Raw genomic sequence first — 15,392 nt, 5'->3', positions numbered from 1 at the left:
ACGCTGATCCTCACCTCGCCTGCGGCTGCCGGACCCGAGGGCCGCGGGAGGCGGCCCGGTTTCGGTTGTGGCCTAAGCTAGCCAGCGGGGGAGGGGCGAGGGAATATCCATTCAAGGAGCTGAATAGGATTCTGATGTATCCCTTTCGGGATATAGAGCAGCGTGCAGCGCGCGGGTGTACTCGGGACAGCCATCACGGTGCGGAGGCTGCAGTGTATTGGGAGACCGAGGAGGAGCAGGCGCCGGAGCTCGCTGAGGCGGTGGATGTGGCCTTCCCGCTGCGCGGGCGGGTGTTGCCTGAGGCCTACGCGGTGCCCCTGGCCGACGCCCTGGCACCTCGGTTGGCGCCGCTGCTCGATCCCGGGGAGGTGGGCATCCGCGTGACCCATCTGCCGACCAGTGGCCACGGCTGGTGGCGAACGCCGGATCAACCGATCCTGCTGCCACGACGCAGCCGGCTGGTCCTGCGGGTGGCCCGGGCGCATGCCGATGCGGTCGCCGGCCTGGCCGGCGCGGGACTGGATGTCGCCGGCGAGGCCCTGGAATTGGGCGGTTCCCGCTTGAGCGAACTGCCGGCGGCACCGACCGTTTACGCCCATCGGGTCCTGGGCCCGGACGGCGGCGCGGTGGCGGAGAGCGCACTGCTTGCGGCCGCCCGGCAGGAGTTGGCCGAGATGGATATCCACCCCAAGCGCCTGCTCTGCGGTCGCCAGGAGACGCTGGTGACCCCCGACGGGCCGGCAGTCACCCGCAGCCTTCTGGTGGACGGCATGGGCCCTGAGGCCGGGCGCCGGCTCCAGGCCCGCGGTCTGGGCAGCGGCCGTTGCTGGGGCTGCGGACTATTCCTTCCCCACAAGGCGGTGACCTGATCATGCGTACCAAGACCCACTGGTTCCGGCCCCGCGAGGAGCAGCAGCCGGAAGAGGTCGGCGCCGCGGCGTCGATCCGTGCCTGGCGCATCGCGACTTCCGCGGTGCGAACGCTGTCGGAAGACGGACCGATCACCGACCGCACCGGCGGACACCTGGCGCTGGTGGAGGAGCTGCTGCTCTTCGCCGTGCAGTACACCGACCGCCTCGCCTGGCTGCGGGGTCTGGAGGATGAATCGCGCCGCCGGCTGGTCGAGGCCATGGTCAAGCGCCTGGCCGATGGCATCCGCGACAACAGCGGCGCGCCGGACGCCGGCCAGGCGTTCCTGGCCCGTGCCGGAGAGCGTCTCAACGAGTACGCGCGCATCGATTACGCCGGCGAGGATCCGGGGTTCCCGGCCTACAATCTGCTTGGCCAGCGTGGCTGTGACGCCAGTGACCGGCCGCGGGATCTGTGGTTGCACGGTCGTCTGACCGAGGTGGAGGGGCCGGAGATGATTGCGGATCTTCGGCCGGTGATCGGCGGTTTGCTGGGCAACCTGGGGGTCGGTGCCGGCGAGCACCTGGTCCGGGGGTGATCGCACGGCGTGTGCGCGGGTCCGGGGCCACGCCCCGGGGACTTGGAAGTGCCGCGGCCGCGGCCCGGGAGGTCCGGACTGCGGCCGCCGGCAGCCACACAGGGCGGGGGGCTCAGTGGGCGTAGCGTGGCACGATGATTTCCTCACCCTGCTGCTCGGAGACAATGTAGGTCTCCAGGTCGGCGTACTCCGGTGCGTCCCCGGGGAGGTAGTTGGTTCCGACGGGGGTCATGCACCACTGGAAGCGGGTGCGCAGGTCCCAGACCCGACTCTGCGCCGTGCGCCAGTAGGGGTGGTTGGTCATGGCCGTGTCGTCGGCCTCGATGTTGGCCAGCATGCGCCCGCTCAGCCACTTGTCCCCGCCGCCCCGATCGGTGTGGCAGTTGGCGCAGGCGTGGGCCCGCTGCCCCACCGGACGGTGGAAGAGTTCCTCGCCACGCTCGATGGCGGCCTGGACATTGGGGTCGTCGTCATCCAGATCGTAGACCATGCCGTTGGACTGGCTGTGCACCAGGATCGACATGTAGAGGTTCTCCTGCGACTGCGTGGGCAGCTCCATGTCCTGCTCCTCCTTGGCGTGGACCGCCAGGAAGTCCTCCAGGGACATCATTCGGTCGTACTCGTCGAACCACTTCGGGTACTCGGTGGCCACGCCCTCCAGGTCCTCAATGACGCCGATCGGACGCAGGTCGTCGGCCGGTTCCAGGTCGCCGTGGCAGCTGGCGCAGGACTCGCCGTTGGGGGCCGGCTCATCCCAGAGCGGCACGGCGATCTGCTCGGCCTGCATCAGCCCCGGATTGTCGAACGGGTCCAGGTGCTCGCCGGCGGGCTGCAGGGGCGGGCGGTCGTTGGGGTCCCAGTGGCGGTCCACGCCCTCCGGGGCGATCGGCTCGCCGTCCTCGTCGCCCTCCAGGGTCATCAGGTAGGCGACGACATCGATGATCTGCTCTTCGGACCACATGCCGTTGACCCCGAAGGGCGGCATGGGGGTGTCCTCGCCATAGAAGACCCGCGGGTCGTAGACCACTTGGTAGAGCCACTCTTTATCCGGAGCCCACTCACCCACGGTGCGCAGGTCGGTGCCGACGTTGCCCGGGGAGTCGATCTCCGCCTCCGGGACCAGGTGGCAGGAGGAGCAGGGGCCCAGCTCGCCCTTGGCGAACAGCTCCCGGCCGCGCTCGGGATCCCCCTCGAGGTCGTTGGGGATGTCCGCCTCCTGAGGCTCTGGGTAGTCGGCGTCGTCGGCGTAGGAGTGGGTGGGCCACTCACTGAAGTCTTCGTTCTCTTCGTCCGGGAAACCACCGAACTCGTAGCGAATCTGCCGTTTCTCGCCGTCCTCTTCGACGATGCGGCCCTGGGAGGGTTCGGTGGCGAGGGACTCCCAGGTTTCGCTGGTGTGGTAGTCCATGCCGTCGGGGGCCGGGCGCGGCTCGATGTTGCGCTCCTCCTCGCCTGCGCCGGCGCCCTGGGTGGCCAGCAGGCTGATGGCTGCCGCACCGGTGCAGAGCCCGAGGGTAACTGCAATGCCTGCCGAGTGTGTCGAGCGTGTAGGGCTGCGCGCTGTCATGGGACCCCCTCCTTCAAACCCGGAATATGGATTGTCCGATTGGCTATTTCTGGCTGCTTCGCGGGCTCGGTAGCCTGTGCAGGCAGGCTAGCGAGAGGGGGTGAGCGTGCGAATACCCTTTTTAGGGTGAGCGGTCTGTCGGGAGCCTATCCCCATCGGGCAGGGCAGGCTGCCCATGTGGGCAATTGTTGCCTCCCGGGTGTTGAAACAGGCTGGCTGGTGCACAGGCGGGCTGGGGAGGCGGCGTGGGGCGCAGCCCGGGTCGGTCTCCCGCCCGCGATCCATCCAGGCATGGGGAGGCAGGCAGCATGAGAAGGACATCGACCGTGGCGGCTGTGGCGGGACTGTTTGCATGGGGCGGTGCGGCGTCGGCGGCACAGGCCGGCGAGGTCAGCCTTTATGGGCAGGTCCACGCCGGCCTGCACCAGTTCGCCTACGAGGACTCTTCCGACGTCACCAAATTCACGGACCAGGGGCGGACGCGCTGGGGCGTTTCCGGGCAGCAGCCCCTGGACGACGAGTGGACGGCCATCGGCCAACTGGAGTGGAGCGCCAGCCCGCACCTGGGGGACGACGATTTTAGTCGACGGATCAGCTACGTGGGAGTGGACAGCCCCTACGGTGAGCTGGTCGTCGGCACGGTCCACGCCGCCTACAAGACCCTCGGCGGCGTGCGCTGGGATCCGCTGGTGGCCACCGAGCTGCAGCAGCGGCGCACCGGCGGGATGTCCGGCGGCTCCTTCGGCCACAACGATTTCGTCAACCGCGCGGTGCAGTACGTCAGCCCGGAGATGGCCGGGCTGCAGCTGCACGCCCAGATCGGGGTGGAGGACGACAACCAGGACCGGACGCTGTCGAGCCCCGATCCGGGTGATGCGGATCAGGACCTGCAGCAGGGCGATGTCATCCTTGGTGCCAGCTACCTCGGCCTCCCTGACTGGCACTTCATCGCCGCGGTGATGCACCTCGACGAGCGGTTCACCGACGTGGATGACGTGGACGACGGCGATACCAACTGGAAGGTGGGGGCCCGCTGGGCGCCGGATGCGTTCTCTCTGGCCTACCAGTACGAGTCGGTGGAGATCATCCGCGGGCCCGGGGGCGCCGGCCGGATCGACAACCTAGTGGGGGATCCCTCAAACCGGGTGGACGGCGAGAGTACAACGGATGACGACCCAGCCTTCTACGACGGCCGCTTCACCGACGCGGTGGACCACCACGCGCTGATCGGGACCTACCAGCAGGGGCGCAACCAGTGGGTGCTCGCCCTCGGTCACGCCGACGCCGATGGCGACGACGAGGACGTCAGCTCGATCACCGGCGCCGTGGTCCATCAGCCCCACGAGGATTTCCGGGTGTACGCCGGCGTGCAGTACCAGTCCTTCGACGATGCGATCGGTAGCGCCGGCGAGGATCCCGACGAGGCCGCCGACGATCACCTGACCACCTACGCCATCGGCGCCCGGTACGACTTCGGGGCGACGTTCTGAGGGGTGGCCGGTGGCCACCCCGACCATACGAGAAGGAGGAGCCCATCCATGCAGCAATCGTCGCGCAGGGCACTGCTCAGCGGTGCCACCCTATTCGGTCTGCTATTCGGCGGGGGGGCGGCCACGGCCGGCGATGGCGGGATCTCCGAGGGGGAGATGATCGCCAACAGTTGCCTGGCCTGCCACGGCCCCGGCGGCCAGGGGGCGGAGAGCATGCCGCCGCTGGCCGGCTGGGATGAAGAGGCCCTGGTGGAGGTGATGAGAGACTTTCGCGAAGGCCGGGGGGATCCCACGGTGATGGATCGGCACGCCACCGGCTACACCGATGAGCAGCTGCGCGCGGTCGCGGCCTACCTCGCAGCAATGGATCAATAGGGAAGGGCAGGCATGAGCAAGCGCCTCACGAGACGAGATTTCATGCGCCTCGCCGGTCTCGGAACCGCGGGGGCCGGGCTGGGGCTGGCCGGTTGCGCTCCCACCGGGCCGGACGCCAATGGCCGCATCGAGGGGCGCGTGGTGGTGGTCGGCGGCGGCTCCGGCGGGGCCACTACCGCGCGCTACCTCAAGCACCACGCGCCGGAGCTCGAGGTCACGCTGATCGAGCCGAACGAGAGCTACTACACCTGCTACGGCGGCAACTGGTACCTGGGTGGGTTCCGCGAGCTCCGGACCCTCCGCCACGGCTACCACACGCTGCGCGACGACTACGGCATCGAGGTCATCCACGACCGCGCCCGGGATATCGATCTCGACGGCCACCGGGTGGTGACCGCCGAGAACGGCCGGATCAGCTACGATCGTCTGGTCGTGGCGCCGGGGATCGCCTTCGACTGGGATCGGGTCGAGGGGATGGACGGGGACGACACCATCGCCGTCCCCCACGCCTGGTGGGGCGGGGCGCAGTACTCCATCCTGCGCGGCCAGATTGAGGCCATGGAGGATGGGGGCACGGTCGTGATCTGCCCGCCGGACGGGCCGTACCGTTGCCCGCCGGGGCCGTACGAGCGCATGAGCCTGATCGCCCACTATCTCAAGCAGCACAAGCCGCGGGCCAAGGTGCTGGCGCTGGATCCCAAGGACAGCTTCTCCAAACAGGGCCTGTTCGAGGAGGCGTGGGAAGCGCTCTACGGTGACATGATCGAGTGGGTGCCGGCGAAGGAGGGGGGCAAGCCGGAGCGCATCGCGGTGCGGGAGCGCAAGGTCTTCACCGATGGCGGCGACGCGGAGCACCGCGCCGACGTCCTCAACGTCATCCCGCCGCAAAAGGCCGGTGCCATCGCCGAGCGGGCCGGGCTGACCGACGAGGGCGGCTGGTGCCCGGTGGATCAGCGCACCTTCCGCTCGACCCGGCACGACGACGTCTACGTGGTGGGAGATGCGGCTGTTGCCGGTGATATGCCCAAGTCCGGTCACGCCGCCAATAACCAGGCCAAGCTGGTGGCCGCGAGCATCGTTAGCGAACTGCGCGGACACGAAGTGCCCGGGTTCCCGATGGTCAACACCTGCTACAGCCTGGCGGCCCCGGACTGGGGCGTGACCGTGGCCGCGGTTTACGAGTACCGCGACGGTGAGATGCGCTCGGTGGAAGGCGCCGGCGGGTTGAGCCCCGAGGGGGCCTCGCGGGAGTTCCGGGCCCGGGAGGCGGATTACGCCCCCGGCTGGTACGCCTCGATCACCCGCGACATCTTCGGCTAAGGGAAGAGGAGGGCGTGATGCGCAGGGAGTCGACGAGCGCCCGCGCGCCGCGCATTCGGACGGCACGCCGTGCCGCCCGGGTGCTGGTGTTCGGGGGATGCATGGGCGCGGCCACCGCGTCGGTGGGCATGATGCCGGAAGAGATCGCCGAGACCCTTGAGGCGATGCCCGAGGAGGATCTGATCGTCTACGAACCCGAGGAGGGGGAAGCGGAGCACAGCGTGACGGTCTTCACCGATGTGACCTGTCCCCACTGCCAGGATCTCCACGCCGAGCTCGACGCGTACCTGGAACAGGGGATCCGGGTGCGGTATGCCGCCTTCGCCCTGTCCGATGCCTCCCGGGCGTTGATGGACCAGGTCTGGTGCAGCGACGACCGGCACGAGGCCCTGGAGGCGGCGAAGTCCGGTGAAGAGCCCGAGGCCGGGGCGTGCGACGCGTCACCGGTCGAGGACCACCAGGAGGTGGCGCAGCAGATCGGGGTGCCGGGTACGCCGACCATGGCCACCCCCGGGGGCGAGCTCTCCTTCCGGCTGACGCCGGAGGATCTGGCCGATCTGCTGGAGCAGGAGGCGCACTAGGGCGGTTCGGGCCGCAGGAGGGATGACCATGACAGCACGGAAGGGGGAGCGAGGCCGGCTTGGTGGTGTGGCCGCTGGCCTGCTGGCACTCAGTGGCGCGCTGGCCAGCGCAGCGGCGGAGGATTTCCCGGAGCCTCAACTGGTGTTCCACATCGATATGCAGGAGCCGCAGCGCGTCAGCTCCACCATCTTCAACGCCAATAACGCTGCGAGCCACTACGAAGGGCAGTTGCTCGATCACGATGTGCGGATCGTCCTGCACGGGTTCGGTCTGCGGTATGTGACCGAGGACCGGCTGGCGGACACCGCCTACGAGGTGGATGAGGCCGACGTGGCCGAGCGTGACGATCTACTCCAGCGGCTGCGCACGCTCTCCGATACCTACGACGTGCAGCTGGAGGTCTGTGCCAGCTCCATGGACGAGGCGGGGCTGGAGCAGGAGGATCTGGCGGTGGATGCGGAGCTGATCGACTACGGGGCCACCCGCCTCGAAGAGCTCCAGCGCCGCGGCTTCTCGTATATCAAGATCCAGTAGCGCCCTTCCGCGGGGCCGACACGACGAGGGCGCCGGGCAAGCCGGTGCCCTCGTCGTGTCGGGTACGGCGGTCGGCTTTCAGCTCAGTTCCATCTCGTGGCTGTCGCTCTCGCCGAGGTTGTCGGTGTAGCGGAGCGTTAGGGTATCCCCGGCCTCGGCCTCAGCCTCGAACTGGATCAGCGGGTTGGGGGAGATGCTCGGCCCCCAGTGGGCGTGGAGGACCTTCTCGCCGTTGATCTCGGCGATCACCTCCTGAATGAAGTGCCCCTCGTCCCCGCTCTCCTCGTCCGGGGCATCCATGGGGTGGCTGATCAGGGCGCGGACCTCCGCTATCCCGTCGACCAGGGTTGCGCGTGCTCGAATCGAAGACATGGTGTGCTCCCTCGCAGTCTGTGGCTATCCCGTGATCGCCGTCGGTGAAAGGCTCAGCCGCCGCAGCCGCCGATGGTGACCCGGACCCGGCGGCTGGTGCCGTAGAGCTTGCCGTTGCTCTTGGCCACCGCCACGACGTCCGAGGTGTCGGCCATCTGGATCCGCTGCGAGACCTTGGGCTTGGTCTTGCCGCCGAGTTCAAAGACGGCCGAGACCGGGGCGTTGTTCTCCGGGACGTAGACGGTGATGCTCTCAACGTCCGGCAGCGAGGTGTCGATGGTGATCGGCACCGTCTCGCCGTTCTCGGCCACCTCCGGGGCGTCGATGTGGATCTCGTCGCTCTCCTCGTATTCGCTGGCGCCGAGCACCGCGTTCAGGCCCTCCTCGAGGCTGGTGGCCATGATCGACTCCTCCCGCCACGAGGCGAGGGCCTGGGACGGGGCGAGGACGCCGAGCCCCACGGCGGTCCCGACGCCTCCCAGGCCGAGGGCGCCGGTCAGGATCTTGCGGCGTTGTGTGTCGACGTGATGCTGATCCATGGTGGATTCCTCCCGTTTCGGCCCGGTGGGCCGGTTGCTCAAACACGCTGTGCCGCGGACTACCACTCGAACTCCAGGTAGGCGCGGTTGATGTTGGTGGTGTGCCAGCCGTCGAAATGCTCCAGGTGCTGGAAGGCCGACTCCTCGCGGTGTCGTTCCACTACCTCGTCCAGGGGCTCGAGATCCTCGGCGGCGGCACCCACCTCATGGACGAGGAACTCGTAGTAGGCGCCGGTGTCCCGTTCGACCCGTTCCATGTCGCTGACCTGTCCGTGGCCCGGCACCACCGTCTCGGGGCCGAGGTCCGCCAGTTCCTGGTAGGCCTCGTAGCCGTTCTCAACGCTCGACCACGGGTGGACGCCGAGCATGCGGTCGACATAGACCAGGTCGCCGGTAAACACCACGTCGGCCTCGGGCAGGTGGGCCATGGCGTCGCCGGGGAAGTGGGCATCGGTGCGCTGCAGCTCGAAGGTGACGCCGCCGAGCTCCAGCGTCGACTCTTCGCCCTCGAGCTCGCGGTCGGCATAGGCCGGCTCGGTCCCCTCCAGACGGTCCCCGACGGCCTCCTTCAGCCGGCCCTCCAGGTGGTCCGAGGCGAACGCCTCCTGCTGGCGTGCCGTCTCCTCGAAGGCGATGACCTCGGCGTCGTGCTCGCGCTGGAAGTAGTCGTTGCCCAGCCAGCGGTGGTCCTGGACGCCGATGTTCAACACCCAGCGGATCGGTGTGTCGGTCACCTCGGCCACCGCCTCCTCGATCAGCTCGGCGCTGAAGGCGGTCGGCCCGGAGTCGATGAGGAGCACGCCCTCATCGGTCTCGACGATGCCGTAGTTGGCATTCATGCCGTGGTTCTCGTAGGTGCGTGCGTCCGTCGGTCCGATGATGGCGTAAACTCCGTCGGCCACCGGCTCGGCCTCGGGGATGAACAGCTCATCGGCTGCCAGCGCCGGCGTGAAGGCCAGGGCGCAGGCGGTTGCTCCGGTAGTACCCAGCGCGCTAGAGCGCCATGCCCGGATTGTCATCGCTGACCCCCTTGAGCTTCGGCACATAGGGCTCCTCGACACGGAGCGCGTTGTGATTGCGGAAGTAGTCGGCGAGCACGTCCCACGCCTGCGGGCCGTCCTGGGGCTCGTTGACATCCGCCCAGCTGGCCACGACGTACTTGCGTTTGGGATCCATGGGCTCGCCGTTGATCTCCAGGTCGGTGATGCGCTCCCCCATGCCCCGGGAGGGGTCGATGGCGTAGCGCAGCCCGGCGCTGCGCACCATGTCGCCGCCGCGGTGGAGCATCGGGTCCTCGTTGAAGATGGAGTTGGCGACGTCCTCGAGGACGTGCTTGATGGCCTCGCCGGTCATCTCGTTGCGGGTGGTCTCCGAATAGGTGCTGCAGGTCTGGTTCATGCAGTCCTCGAAGGTGACCTTGCCCGGCAGAACACTCGGGCCCCAGCGGAATCCCGGGGTGAAGGCCACCTCGGCGTCCCGGCCCTCGATCAGGGCCTGGGCGAGCACTTCATCGAAGGTGCCGTTGAAGTTGCCGCGGCGGTAGAGCACCCCGTCGACCTCGCCGACCACCTCAGAGAGCTTGTCCTCGTAAGGGGCGTAGGCCTCGTCGACCAGGGACTGCATGTCCGGGTCGGGTTCGAGGGCGTTGGAGAAGATCGGCAGGTTGCGGTAGTGGAAGTCGCGGATGCGCCCGTCACGGACATCGAGATCCAGCACCGAGAGGTGCTTGCCGTTGGAGCCGCTGTTGACGACCAGGGTCGACTCGCCGTCCGCATCCTCCACCTGCTCCGGGTAGGGGACCGGGTCGTGGGTATGGCCGCCGAGGATGACGTCGACGCCGCGCAGTTGCCGGGCGTAGGCCATGTCGGTGAGCATGCCGGCGTGGGAGAGCAGGACCACCACCTGGGCGCCGTCGTCGCGCGCCCGGTCCACCTGCTCCTGAAGGCGGTCGAGTCGGTGACCCATCTCCCACTGCGGGAACAGATACCCGGGGTTGGCGATGGGGGTGAAGGGGAACGCCTGGCCGACTACCGCCACCGGGACGCCGTTCTCCTCGTGCATGCTGTAGGCGTCGAAGATCGGGTCGAGCCAGTCGCGGTCGAGCACGTTCTGCGCCAGGAAGTGGACCCCGGCGCCGTCGAGATCGGCGACCAGCTCCTGGACGCGTTCGTCGCCGTAGATGAACTCCCAGTGCCCGGTGCAGGCGTCGACGCCGAGTTTCTTCTGGAACTCGACCATGGCCCGGCCCTCGCTCCACAGGGCCGGGCCGGACCCGTGCCAGGTGTCCCCGGAGTCGAGCAGCAGTGCGCCGGGGCGTTCATCGCGGGCCCGTTGGACCGCCGTGGCCAGGTGGGCGGCACCACCGACACGCCCGTAGTATTCGGCTGCCGCGCGGAAGTCGAGGTGGGTGAAGGCGTGCGCCGCGGGGCTAAAGCGGTCGAGCTGGTAGTGGCGCAGCAGCTCTTCGCCCACGAGCAGTGGCGGCTTGCCCTTGAAGTCGTGGAGGCCCAGGTTGATGTTGGGCTCGCGGAAGTAGACGGGCTTGAGCTGCCCGTGCAGGTCGCAGAAGTGCAGGAGGTGCACGTTGCCCTGTCGCGGCACGTCGTAGAAGTCCTCCGGGATGGCTCGCCAGTCGTTCGAGCCGTTGCTGCCGGCCAGGCTCTTGCCGGGGCGGGCCAGCGCGCCGGCCGCACCGGCGGCCAGCATCAGCTCCAGGAAGTCGCGCCGGGATAAGCGCATCGCCAGGCTCCTCGGTTGCCTTGGGTGGTTGATTGCGATGGGTCAAAATCCAAACTAGGACCGCGCGTCCATCGGCGGAATACCCATTGGGGGGTGAAAGCCGGCACGCCGGACTATTCCCTTTTGGAGAGGCCACTGGGGGCGGTGGAGCGGTGGCAGGCGCAATACCCCCTCGGGGATAGGCGTCCCCGGCCCGGTCTCCCCTTTGGCAGGTTGTTGCATATATCAGGACATGGGCATTCTTCGGGCCACAGAGCGTCGCAACACGGCAGCTGAGAGAGGCGGTCCATGAATCGGGAGTACTACGACGCCGTCCGGCGGATGGAGGAACAGGGGGTCGATGCCGACTACATGGCCGGCTGGATTGGCGGCTATCTGCAGAACCCCAAGCGTGAAGAGCAGCGCATCACCGACCGCTATGAGGCGGGTTACGCAGACGGCCTGGAAGGCCGTACCGACCACATCGTCGCGTCTAACTGAGGAGCACCGGAGATGGCGGAGTTCGATCAATCCCTCGATGCCACCGGGCTGAACTGCCCGCTGCCCATCCTCAAGGCCAAGAAGACGCTGGCCACCATGAATGCCGGGGAGGTGCTCTACGTCATGGCCACCGATCCGGGCTCGGTGAAGGACTTTGAGTCCTTCAGCAAGCAGACCGGGCACGAGCTGCTTGAGCAGAAGGAAGAGGACGGCACCTACCACTTCCGGCTCAAGCGCGCTTGAGCCGATGGGGTCGCCGCAACGGCGACCCCCGGGACACACCCGCAAGCCGGCCATGGAGGCAGCCCATGAGCGTCACCCCGCAAGCCGAGGTGGCGGACGATCCCGCTCGTCTTGAACCTCGGGACCGCCAGGAAGTCCGCTATACCACCTGCTACATGTGTGCCTGTCGCTGCGGTATCCAGGTCACCCTGGAGGACGGTCAGATCCGTTTCATCCAGGGCAATCCGGATCACCCGGTTAATCGCGGCGTGCTCTGCGCCAAGGGCAACGCCGGCATCATGAAGCAGAACTCGCGGGCCAAGCTTCGTCGCCCGCTGCGTCGCAAGCCCGGTAGCGAACGGGGAGAGGGCGCCTTCGAGGAGATCTCCTGGGAGACCGCCCTGGACGAACTCACCGAGCGCCTCCGCCGCATCCGCGCCGAGGATCCGAAGAAGCTCGCCTACTTCACCGGCCGCGACCAGATGCAGGCGCTGACCGGGCTCTGGGCTACGCAGTTCGGGACCATCAACTGGGCCGCCCACGGCGGCTTCTGCTCGGTGAACATGGCCGCGGCCGGCCTCTACACCCTGGGTCACGCCTTCTGGGAGTTCGGCGATCCGGACTTCGAGCGCACCCGCTACTTCCTGCTCTGGGGGACCGCCGAGGACCACGCCTCCAACCCCTTCAAGCTGGGCATCGACACCCTCAAACGCCGGGGTGGGCGCTTCGTTGCCATCAATCCGGTGCGCACCGGCTACCAGGCCGTTGCCGATGAGTGGGTGCCCATCCGCCCGGGCACCGACGGCATGCTGGCCATGGCGCTGATCCACTGCCTGCTGCGGGACGGCCAGTTCGACTGGGACTACCTGATCCGCTACACCAACGCCCCCTACCTGGTGGTGCAGACCCCGGGGCAGGCTGGCGACGGCCTGTTCCTGCGCGACGAGCAGGGCGCGCCGTTGGTCCGGGATCTCGAGCGGGAGGACTTCGTCGACGGCACCCGGGCCGAGATTGCGCCGGCGCTCTTCGGTGCCTGGACGGCCCCGGACGGTCGACCGGTGAAGACGGCCATGACCCTCCTGGCCGAGCGGTATCTGGATCCGCAGTACGCGCCGGATCAGGCCGCCGAGGTCTGCGGCGTCCCGGCGGAGACCATCGAGCGCCTGGCCGCCGAGATGGCCCACGTCGCCTTCCAGGAGACCATCGAGATCGAGTGCCAGTGGACCGATTGGGCCGGGCGTGAGCACGACCGGTTCATCGGGCGGCCGGTCTCCATGCACGCCATGCGGGGTGTCTCCGCCCACTCCAACGGCTTCCAGGCGGCCCGGGCGCTGCACCTTCTGCAGCTGCTGCTCGGCTCGGTGGACTGCCCCGGCGGGCACCGTGCCAAGCCCCCGTACCCGAAGCCGATCCCGCCGCCGCTGCGCCCGGCCCGGGAGACGGCGCCGGAGACGCCGCTGTCGGCCTCGCCGCTGGGGTTCCCGGTGGCCCCGGAGGACCTGGTCATCGACGGCGAGGGGCGGCCGCTGCGGATCGACAAGGCGTTCTCCTGGGAGGCCCCGGTCTCGCCCCACGGCAAGATGCACACCGTTATCAGCAACGCCCACGACGGGGATCCGTACCCCATCGATACGCTGATGCTGTTCATGGCCAACATGGCCTGGAACTCCACCATGAACACCGCCAGCGTTCAGGAGATGCTGTGCGCCCGGGACGATAACGGGGATTACCGCATCCCCTATCTGGTGGTGGTGGACGCCTTCCACTCCGAGACGGTGCAGTACGCCGATCTGGTGCTGCCGGATACCACCTATCTGGAGCGCCACGACTGCATCTCCATGCTCGACCGACCGATCTCCACCGCCGAGGGACCGGCGGATGCCATCCGTCAGCCGATCCTCGAGCCGGAGGGCGAGGCGCGCCCCTGGCAGGAGGTGATGATCGAACTCGGTGCCCGCCTGGGGCTGCCGGCGTTCACCGAGGCGGATGGCAGCCCGAAGTACAGCGGTTACGAGGACTTCATCGTCCGCTTCGAGAAGGCCCCCGGGGTCGGCTTCCTGGCCGGCTGGCGGGGTGAGGACGGCAGCAAACCGCTGCGCGGCGAGCCCAACCCGCAGCAGTGGGAGCGTTACATCGAGAACGGCGGTTTCTTCCAGTACGAGCTGCCGCTCTCGCACCAGTTCTATAAGTTCGCCAACAAGGGGTACCTGGAGTGGGCCGAGGAGGCCGGGATCAACGGCTCCGCCGAGCCGATGGTGATGAATGTCTACTCCGAGCCCCTGCAGCGCTTCCGGCTGGCCGGTCAGGGCCTCTACGACGGGCCGCAGCCCGAGGATCCGGTGGATCGCGAGCGCATCCTCGCCTACTGCGACCCGCTGCCCTTCTACTACCCGCCGCTGGAGCAGACGCGCCTGGCGGGGCAGGGGTATACCTTCCACGCCATCACCCAGCGCCCCATGACCCAGTATCACGCCTGGGACAGCCAGAACGCCTGGCTGCGCCAGATCATGGCCGACAACGTCCTGTACATGAACCGGGCGCGGGGCGAGGCGCTGGGCTTCGAGGACGGTGACTGGGTCTGGGTGGAGTCCCACCGGGGGCGGATCTGTGTTCCGCTGCAGCTGGTCGAGGGCGTTCAGGCCGACACCGTGTGGACCTGGAACGCGGTGGGCAAGCGCTCCGGCGCCTGGGGACTGGAGCCGGGCGGGCCGGAGGCCACCCGCGGTTTCCTGCTCAATCACCTGATCGATGACCGGCTGCCGCGCAACGGGGACGAGAAGCCGTTGAGCAACTCCGACCCGATTACCGGGCAGGCGGCCTGGTACGACCTCCAGGTGCGCATCCACAAGGCGGCTCCTGGCGAGGGCGGGGTCTCCCACCCCCAGTTCGCCGACCTGACCCCGCCGCCGGGGGTCGATAACGGACCGCTGAAGTTCCTGCGGTACGCAACCCACCATGCGGTGCGCCTGCACCGCTCCATGCGCGACATTCTAAGCCGGGGGCGTTGATGAGACTGGGACTGGTCATCGATCTCGATACCTGCGTCGGGTGCCACGCCTGCGTCGTGGCGTGCAAGCAGTGGAACACCTCGGGGACGGTGGGCCCGCTCACCGACTACCACCCCTACGGCGAGGCTCCCAGTGGGGTGATGCTCAACCGCGTGCGCCACTACGAGGAGGGCACCTATCCGAACAGCAAGACCGTCAACGTGCCGGTCTCCTGCATGCACTGCGATGACCCGCCGTGCGTCGATGTCTGTCCCACCGGGGCGTCTTACAAGCGGGACGCCGACGGGATCGTGCTGGTCGATGAGACCAAGTGCATGGGCTGCAACTACTGCGCCTGGGCCTGCCCCTACGGCTGCCGGGAGCTCGACGGCGCCAGCGGCACGATGAAGAAGTGCACGCTGTGCATCGACCGGATCTACGACGATCGCCTCCCGGAAGACGAGCGCCAGCCCGCCTGCGTGCTCTCCTGTCCAGCCCGGGCGCGGCACTTCGGCGACCTTGACGACCCGGATTCTCGGGTCAGCCAGCTGGTGCGGGAGCGCCGTGGCTTCGTGATGCTCCCGGAGATGGGGTGTCAGCCGGTCAACCACTACCTGCCGTTGCGGCCGCCCCAGGCCAGCCGCCCGCTGCCCGAGGCGGCCGACCCGCCGCGGCAGGCGGCGGCCGACCCGGCAACGGTGCAGCACTGGACCAATCGCGTCGTTCACCGCTGAGGGA

16 protein-coding genes are annotated in these 15,392 nt (G+C 68.3%); 11 read left to right on the top strand and 5 right to left on the bottom strand.

Going from position 1 to position 15,392, the window contains the following annotated elements; translation table 11 throughout:
- Positions 1-212: 212 nt before the first annotated feature.
- Together HHAL_RS09855 and HHAL_RS09850 are read left to right on the top strand one after the other, a co-directional pair.
- On the top strand, positions 213-869 hold the full coding sequence (locus HHAL_RS09855) for a type I-MYXAN CRISPR-associated protein Cas6/Cmx6 (RefSeq protein ID WP_049751636.1): 657 nt from the start codon (positions 213-215) through the stop codon (positions 867-869).
- Positions 870-871: 2 nt separating this feature from the next.
- Positions 872-1,447 carry a hypothetical protein gene (locus HHAL_RS09850; protein WP_011814735.1) on the top strand — a complete coding sequence of 192 codons (576 nt, stop codon included), beginning with the start codon at positions 872-874 and terminating at the stop codon, positions 1,445-1,447.
- Positions 1,448-1,559: 112 nt separating this feature from the next.
- On the opposite strand, the gene soxA is transcribed toward HHAL_RS09850, so the two are convergent.
- Entirely contained in the window at positions 1,560-3,014 is a 1,455-nt protein-coding gene (gene soxA, locus HHAL_RS09845; RefSeq protein WP_011814734.1) for a sulfur oxidation c-type cytochrome SoxA, read from the bottom strand.
- A 308-nt stretch (positions 3,015-3,322) separates the two neighbouring features.
- Here soxA and HHAL_RS09840 point away from each other — a divergent pair, with 308 nt between their 5' ends.
- From HHAL_RS09840 to HHAL_RS09820, 5 genes are read left to right on the top strand one after another with little or no spacing between them, the layout of a single operon-like run.
- A complete protein-coding gene (locus tag HHAL_RS09840; protein ID WP_011814733.1) occupies positions 3,323-4,504 on the top strand; it encodes a porin in 1,182 nt (393 codons plus the stop codon).
- A 48-nt stretch (positions 4,505-4,552) separates the two neighbouring features.
- Positions 4,553-4,879, top strand: a complete 327-nt coding sequence (locus tag HHAL_RS09835; protein ID WP_011814732.1) for a c-type cytochrome — start codon at positions 4,553-4,555, stop codon at positions 4,877-4,879.
- 12 nt (positions 4,880-4,891) lie between these two features.
- Positions 4,892-6,199, top strand: a complete 1,308-nt coding sequence (locus HHAL_RS09830; RefSeq protein ID WP_011814731.1) for an NAD(P)/FAD-dependent oxidoreductase — start codon at positions 4,892-4,894, stop codon at positions 6,197-6,199.
- Between the two features lie 17 nt (positions 6,200-6,216).
- Entirely contained in the window at positions 6,217-6,780 is a 564-nt protein-coding gene (locus HHAL_RS09825; RefSeq protein WP_011814730.1) for a DsbC family protein, read from the top strand.
- 28 nt (positions 6,781-6,808) lie between these two features.
- A complete protein-coding gene (locus tag HHAL_RS09820; protein WP_011814729.1) occupies positions 6,809-7,315 on the top strand; it encodes a DsrE family protein in 507 nt (168 codons plus the stop codon).
- Positions 7,316-7,393: 78 nt separating this feature from the next.
- Here the strand turns inward: HHAL_RS09820 and soxZ are convergent, their stop codons facing one another.
- From soxZ to soxB, 4 genes are read right to left on the bottom strand one after another with little or no spacing between them, the layout of a single operon-like run.
- Entirely contained in the window at positions 7,394-7,687 is a 294-nt protein-coding gene (gene soxZ, locus HHAL_RS09815; RefSeq protein ID WP_011814728.1) for a thiosulfate oxidation carrier complex protein SoxZ, read from the bottom strand.
- Between the two features lie 53 nt (positions 7,688-7,740).
- On the bottom strand, positions 7,741-8,226 hold the full coding sequence (gene soxY / locus HHAL_RS09810; RefSeq protein ID WP_011814727.1) for a thiosulfate oxidation carrier protein SoxY: 486 nt from the start codon (positions 8,224-8,226) through the stop codon (positions 7,741-7,743).
- A 59-nt stretch (positions 8,227-8,285) separates the two neighbouring features.
- Positions 8,286-9,245 carry an MBL fold metallo-hydrolase gene (locus HHAL_RS09805; RefSeq protein WP_011814726.1) on the bottom strand — a complete coding sequence of 320 codons (960 nt, stop codon included), beginning with the start codon at positions 9,243-9,245 and terminating at the stop codon, positions 8,286-8,288.
- Positions 9,220-10,965 (bottom strand): thiosulfohydrolase SoxB, encoded by a 1,746-nt coding sequence (gene soxB, locus HHAL_RS09800; protein WP_011814725.1) that lies wholly within the window; start codon positions 10,963-10,965, stop codon positions 9,220-9,222. Before soxB ends, HHAL_RS09805 begins: the two co-directional genes overlap by 26 nt.
- A 288-nt stretch (positions 10,966-11,253) precedes the next feature.
- Between soxB and HHAL_RS09795 the strand changes: the two genes are divergently transcribed.
- The 4 genes from HHAL_RS09795 (at position 11,254) to HHAL_RS09780 (ending at position 15,388) form a co-directional block, all read left to right on the top strand.
- A complete protein-coding gene (locus HHAL_RS09795) occupies positions 11,254-11,445 on the top strand; it encodes an Alvin_2107 family globule sulfur oxidation protein (RefSeq protein WP_011814724.1) in 192 nt (63 codons plus the stop codon).
- A gap of 12 nt (positions 11,446-11,457) precedes the next feature.
- The gene (locus tag HHAL_RS09790; protein WP_011814723.1) at positions 11,458-11,688 is read left to right on the top strand and encodes a sulfurtransferase TusA family protein; all 231 of its coding nucleotides are present in this window, start codon (positions 11,458-11,460) and stop codon (positions 11,686-11,688) included.
- A 65-nt stretch (positions 11,689-11,753) separates the two neighbouring features.
- A complete protein-coding gene (locus HHAL_RS09785; RefSeq protein WP_011814722.1) occupies positions 11,754-14,675 on the top strand; it encodes a molybdopterin oxidoreductase family protein in 2,922 nt (973 codons plus the stop codon).
- Positions 14,675-15,388 carry a 4Fe-4S dicluster domain-containing protein gene (locus tag HHAL_RS09780; RefSeq protein ID WP_011814721.1) on the top strand — a complete coding sequence of 238 codons (714 nt, stop codon included), beginning with the start codon at positions 14,675-14,677 and terminating at the stop codon, positions 15,386-15,388. Before HHAL_RS09785 ends, HHAL_RS09780 begins: the two co-directional genes overlap by 1 nt.
- The last annotated feature ends 4 nt before the right edge of the window (positions 15,389-15,392 follow it).

It is taken from the genome of Halorhodospira halophila SL1, assembly GCF_000015585.1.
GTDB classification, from domain to species: domain Bacteria; phylum Pseudomonadota; class Gammaproteobacteria; order Nitrococcales; family Halorhodospiraceae; genus Halorhodospira; species Halorhodospira halophila.
This window is presented reverse-complemented; position numbering and strand designations above follow the sequence as displayed.

Excerpts from the sequence above, each read along its gene's own strand:
- soxB (WP_011814725.1), bottom strand. The coding sequence starts at position 10,965 with ATGCGCTTATCCCGGCGCGACTTCCTGGAGCTGATGCTGGCCGCCGGT.
- HHAL_RS09835 (WP_011814732.1), top strand. The coding sequence starts at position 4,553 with ATGCAGCAATCGTCGCGCAGGGCACTGCTCAGCGGTGCCACCCTATTC.
- HHAL_RS09830 (WP_011814731.1), top strand. The coding sequence starts at position 4,892 with ATGAGCAAGCGCCTCACGAGACGAGATTTCATGCGCCTCGCCGGTCTC.
- HHAL_RS09805 (WP_011814726.1), bottom strand. The coding sequence starts at position 9,245 with ATGACAATCCGGGCATGGCGCTCTAGCGCGCTGGGTACTACCGGAGCA.
- HHAL_RS09780 (WP_011814721.1), top strand. The coding sequence starts at position 14,675 with ATGAGACTGGGACTGGTCATCGATCTCGATACCTGCGTCGGGTGCCAC.
- soxY (WP_011814727.1), bottom strand. The coding sequence starts at position 8,226 with ATGGATCAGCATCACGTCGACACACAACGCCGCAAGATCCTGACCGGC.
- HHAL_RS09825 (WP_011814730.1), top strand. The coding sequence starts at position 6,217 with ATGCGCAGGGAGTCGACGAGCGCCCGCGCGCCGCGCATTCGGACGGCA.
- soxA (WP_011814734.1), bottom strand. The coding sequence starts at position 3,014 with ATGACAGCGCGCAGCCCTACACGCTCGACACACTCGGCAGGCATTGCA.
- HHAL_RS09850 (WP_011814735.1), top strand. The coding sequence starts at position 872 with ATGCGTACCAAGACCCACTGGTTCCGGCCCCGCGAGGAGCAGCAGCCG.
- HHAL_RS09795 (WP_011814724.1), top strand. The coding sequence starts at position 11,254 with ATGAATCGGGAGTACTACGACGCCGTCCGGCGGATGGAGGAACAGGGG.
- HHAL_RS09790 (WP_011814723.1), top strand. The coding sequence starts at position 11,458 with ATGGCGGAGTTCGATCAATCCCTCGATGCCACCGGGCTGAACTGCCCG.
- soxZ (WP_011814728.1), bottom strand. The coding sequence starts at position 7,687 with ATGTCTTCGATTCGAGCACGCGCAACCCTGGTCGACGGGATAGCGGAG.
- HHAL_RS09785 (WP_011814722.1), top strand. The coding sequence starts at position 11,754 with ATGAGCGTCACCCCGCAAGCCGAGGTGGCGGACGATCCCGCTCGTCTT.
- HHAL_RS09840 (WP_011814733.1), top strand. The coding sequence starts at position 3,323 with ATGAGAAGGACATCGACCGTGGCGGCTGTGGCGGGACTGTTTGCATGG.
- HHAL_RS09820 (WP_011814729.1), top strand. The coding sequence starts at position 6,809 with ATGACAGCACGGAAGGGGGAGCGAGGCCGGCTTGGTGGTGTGGCCGCT.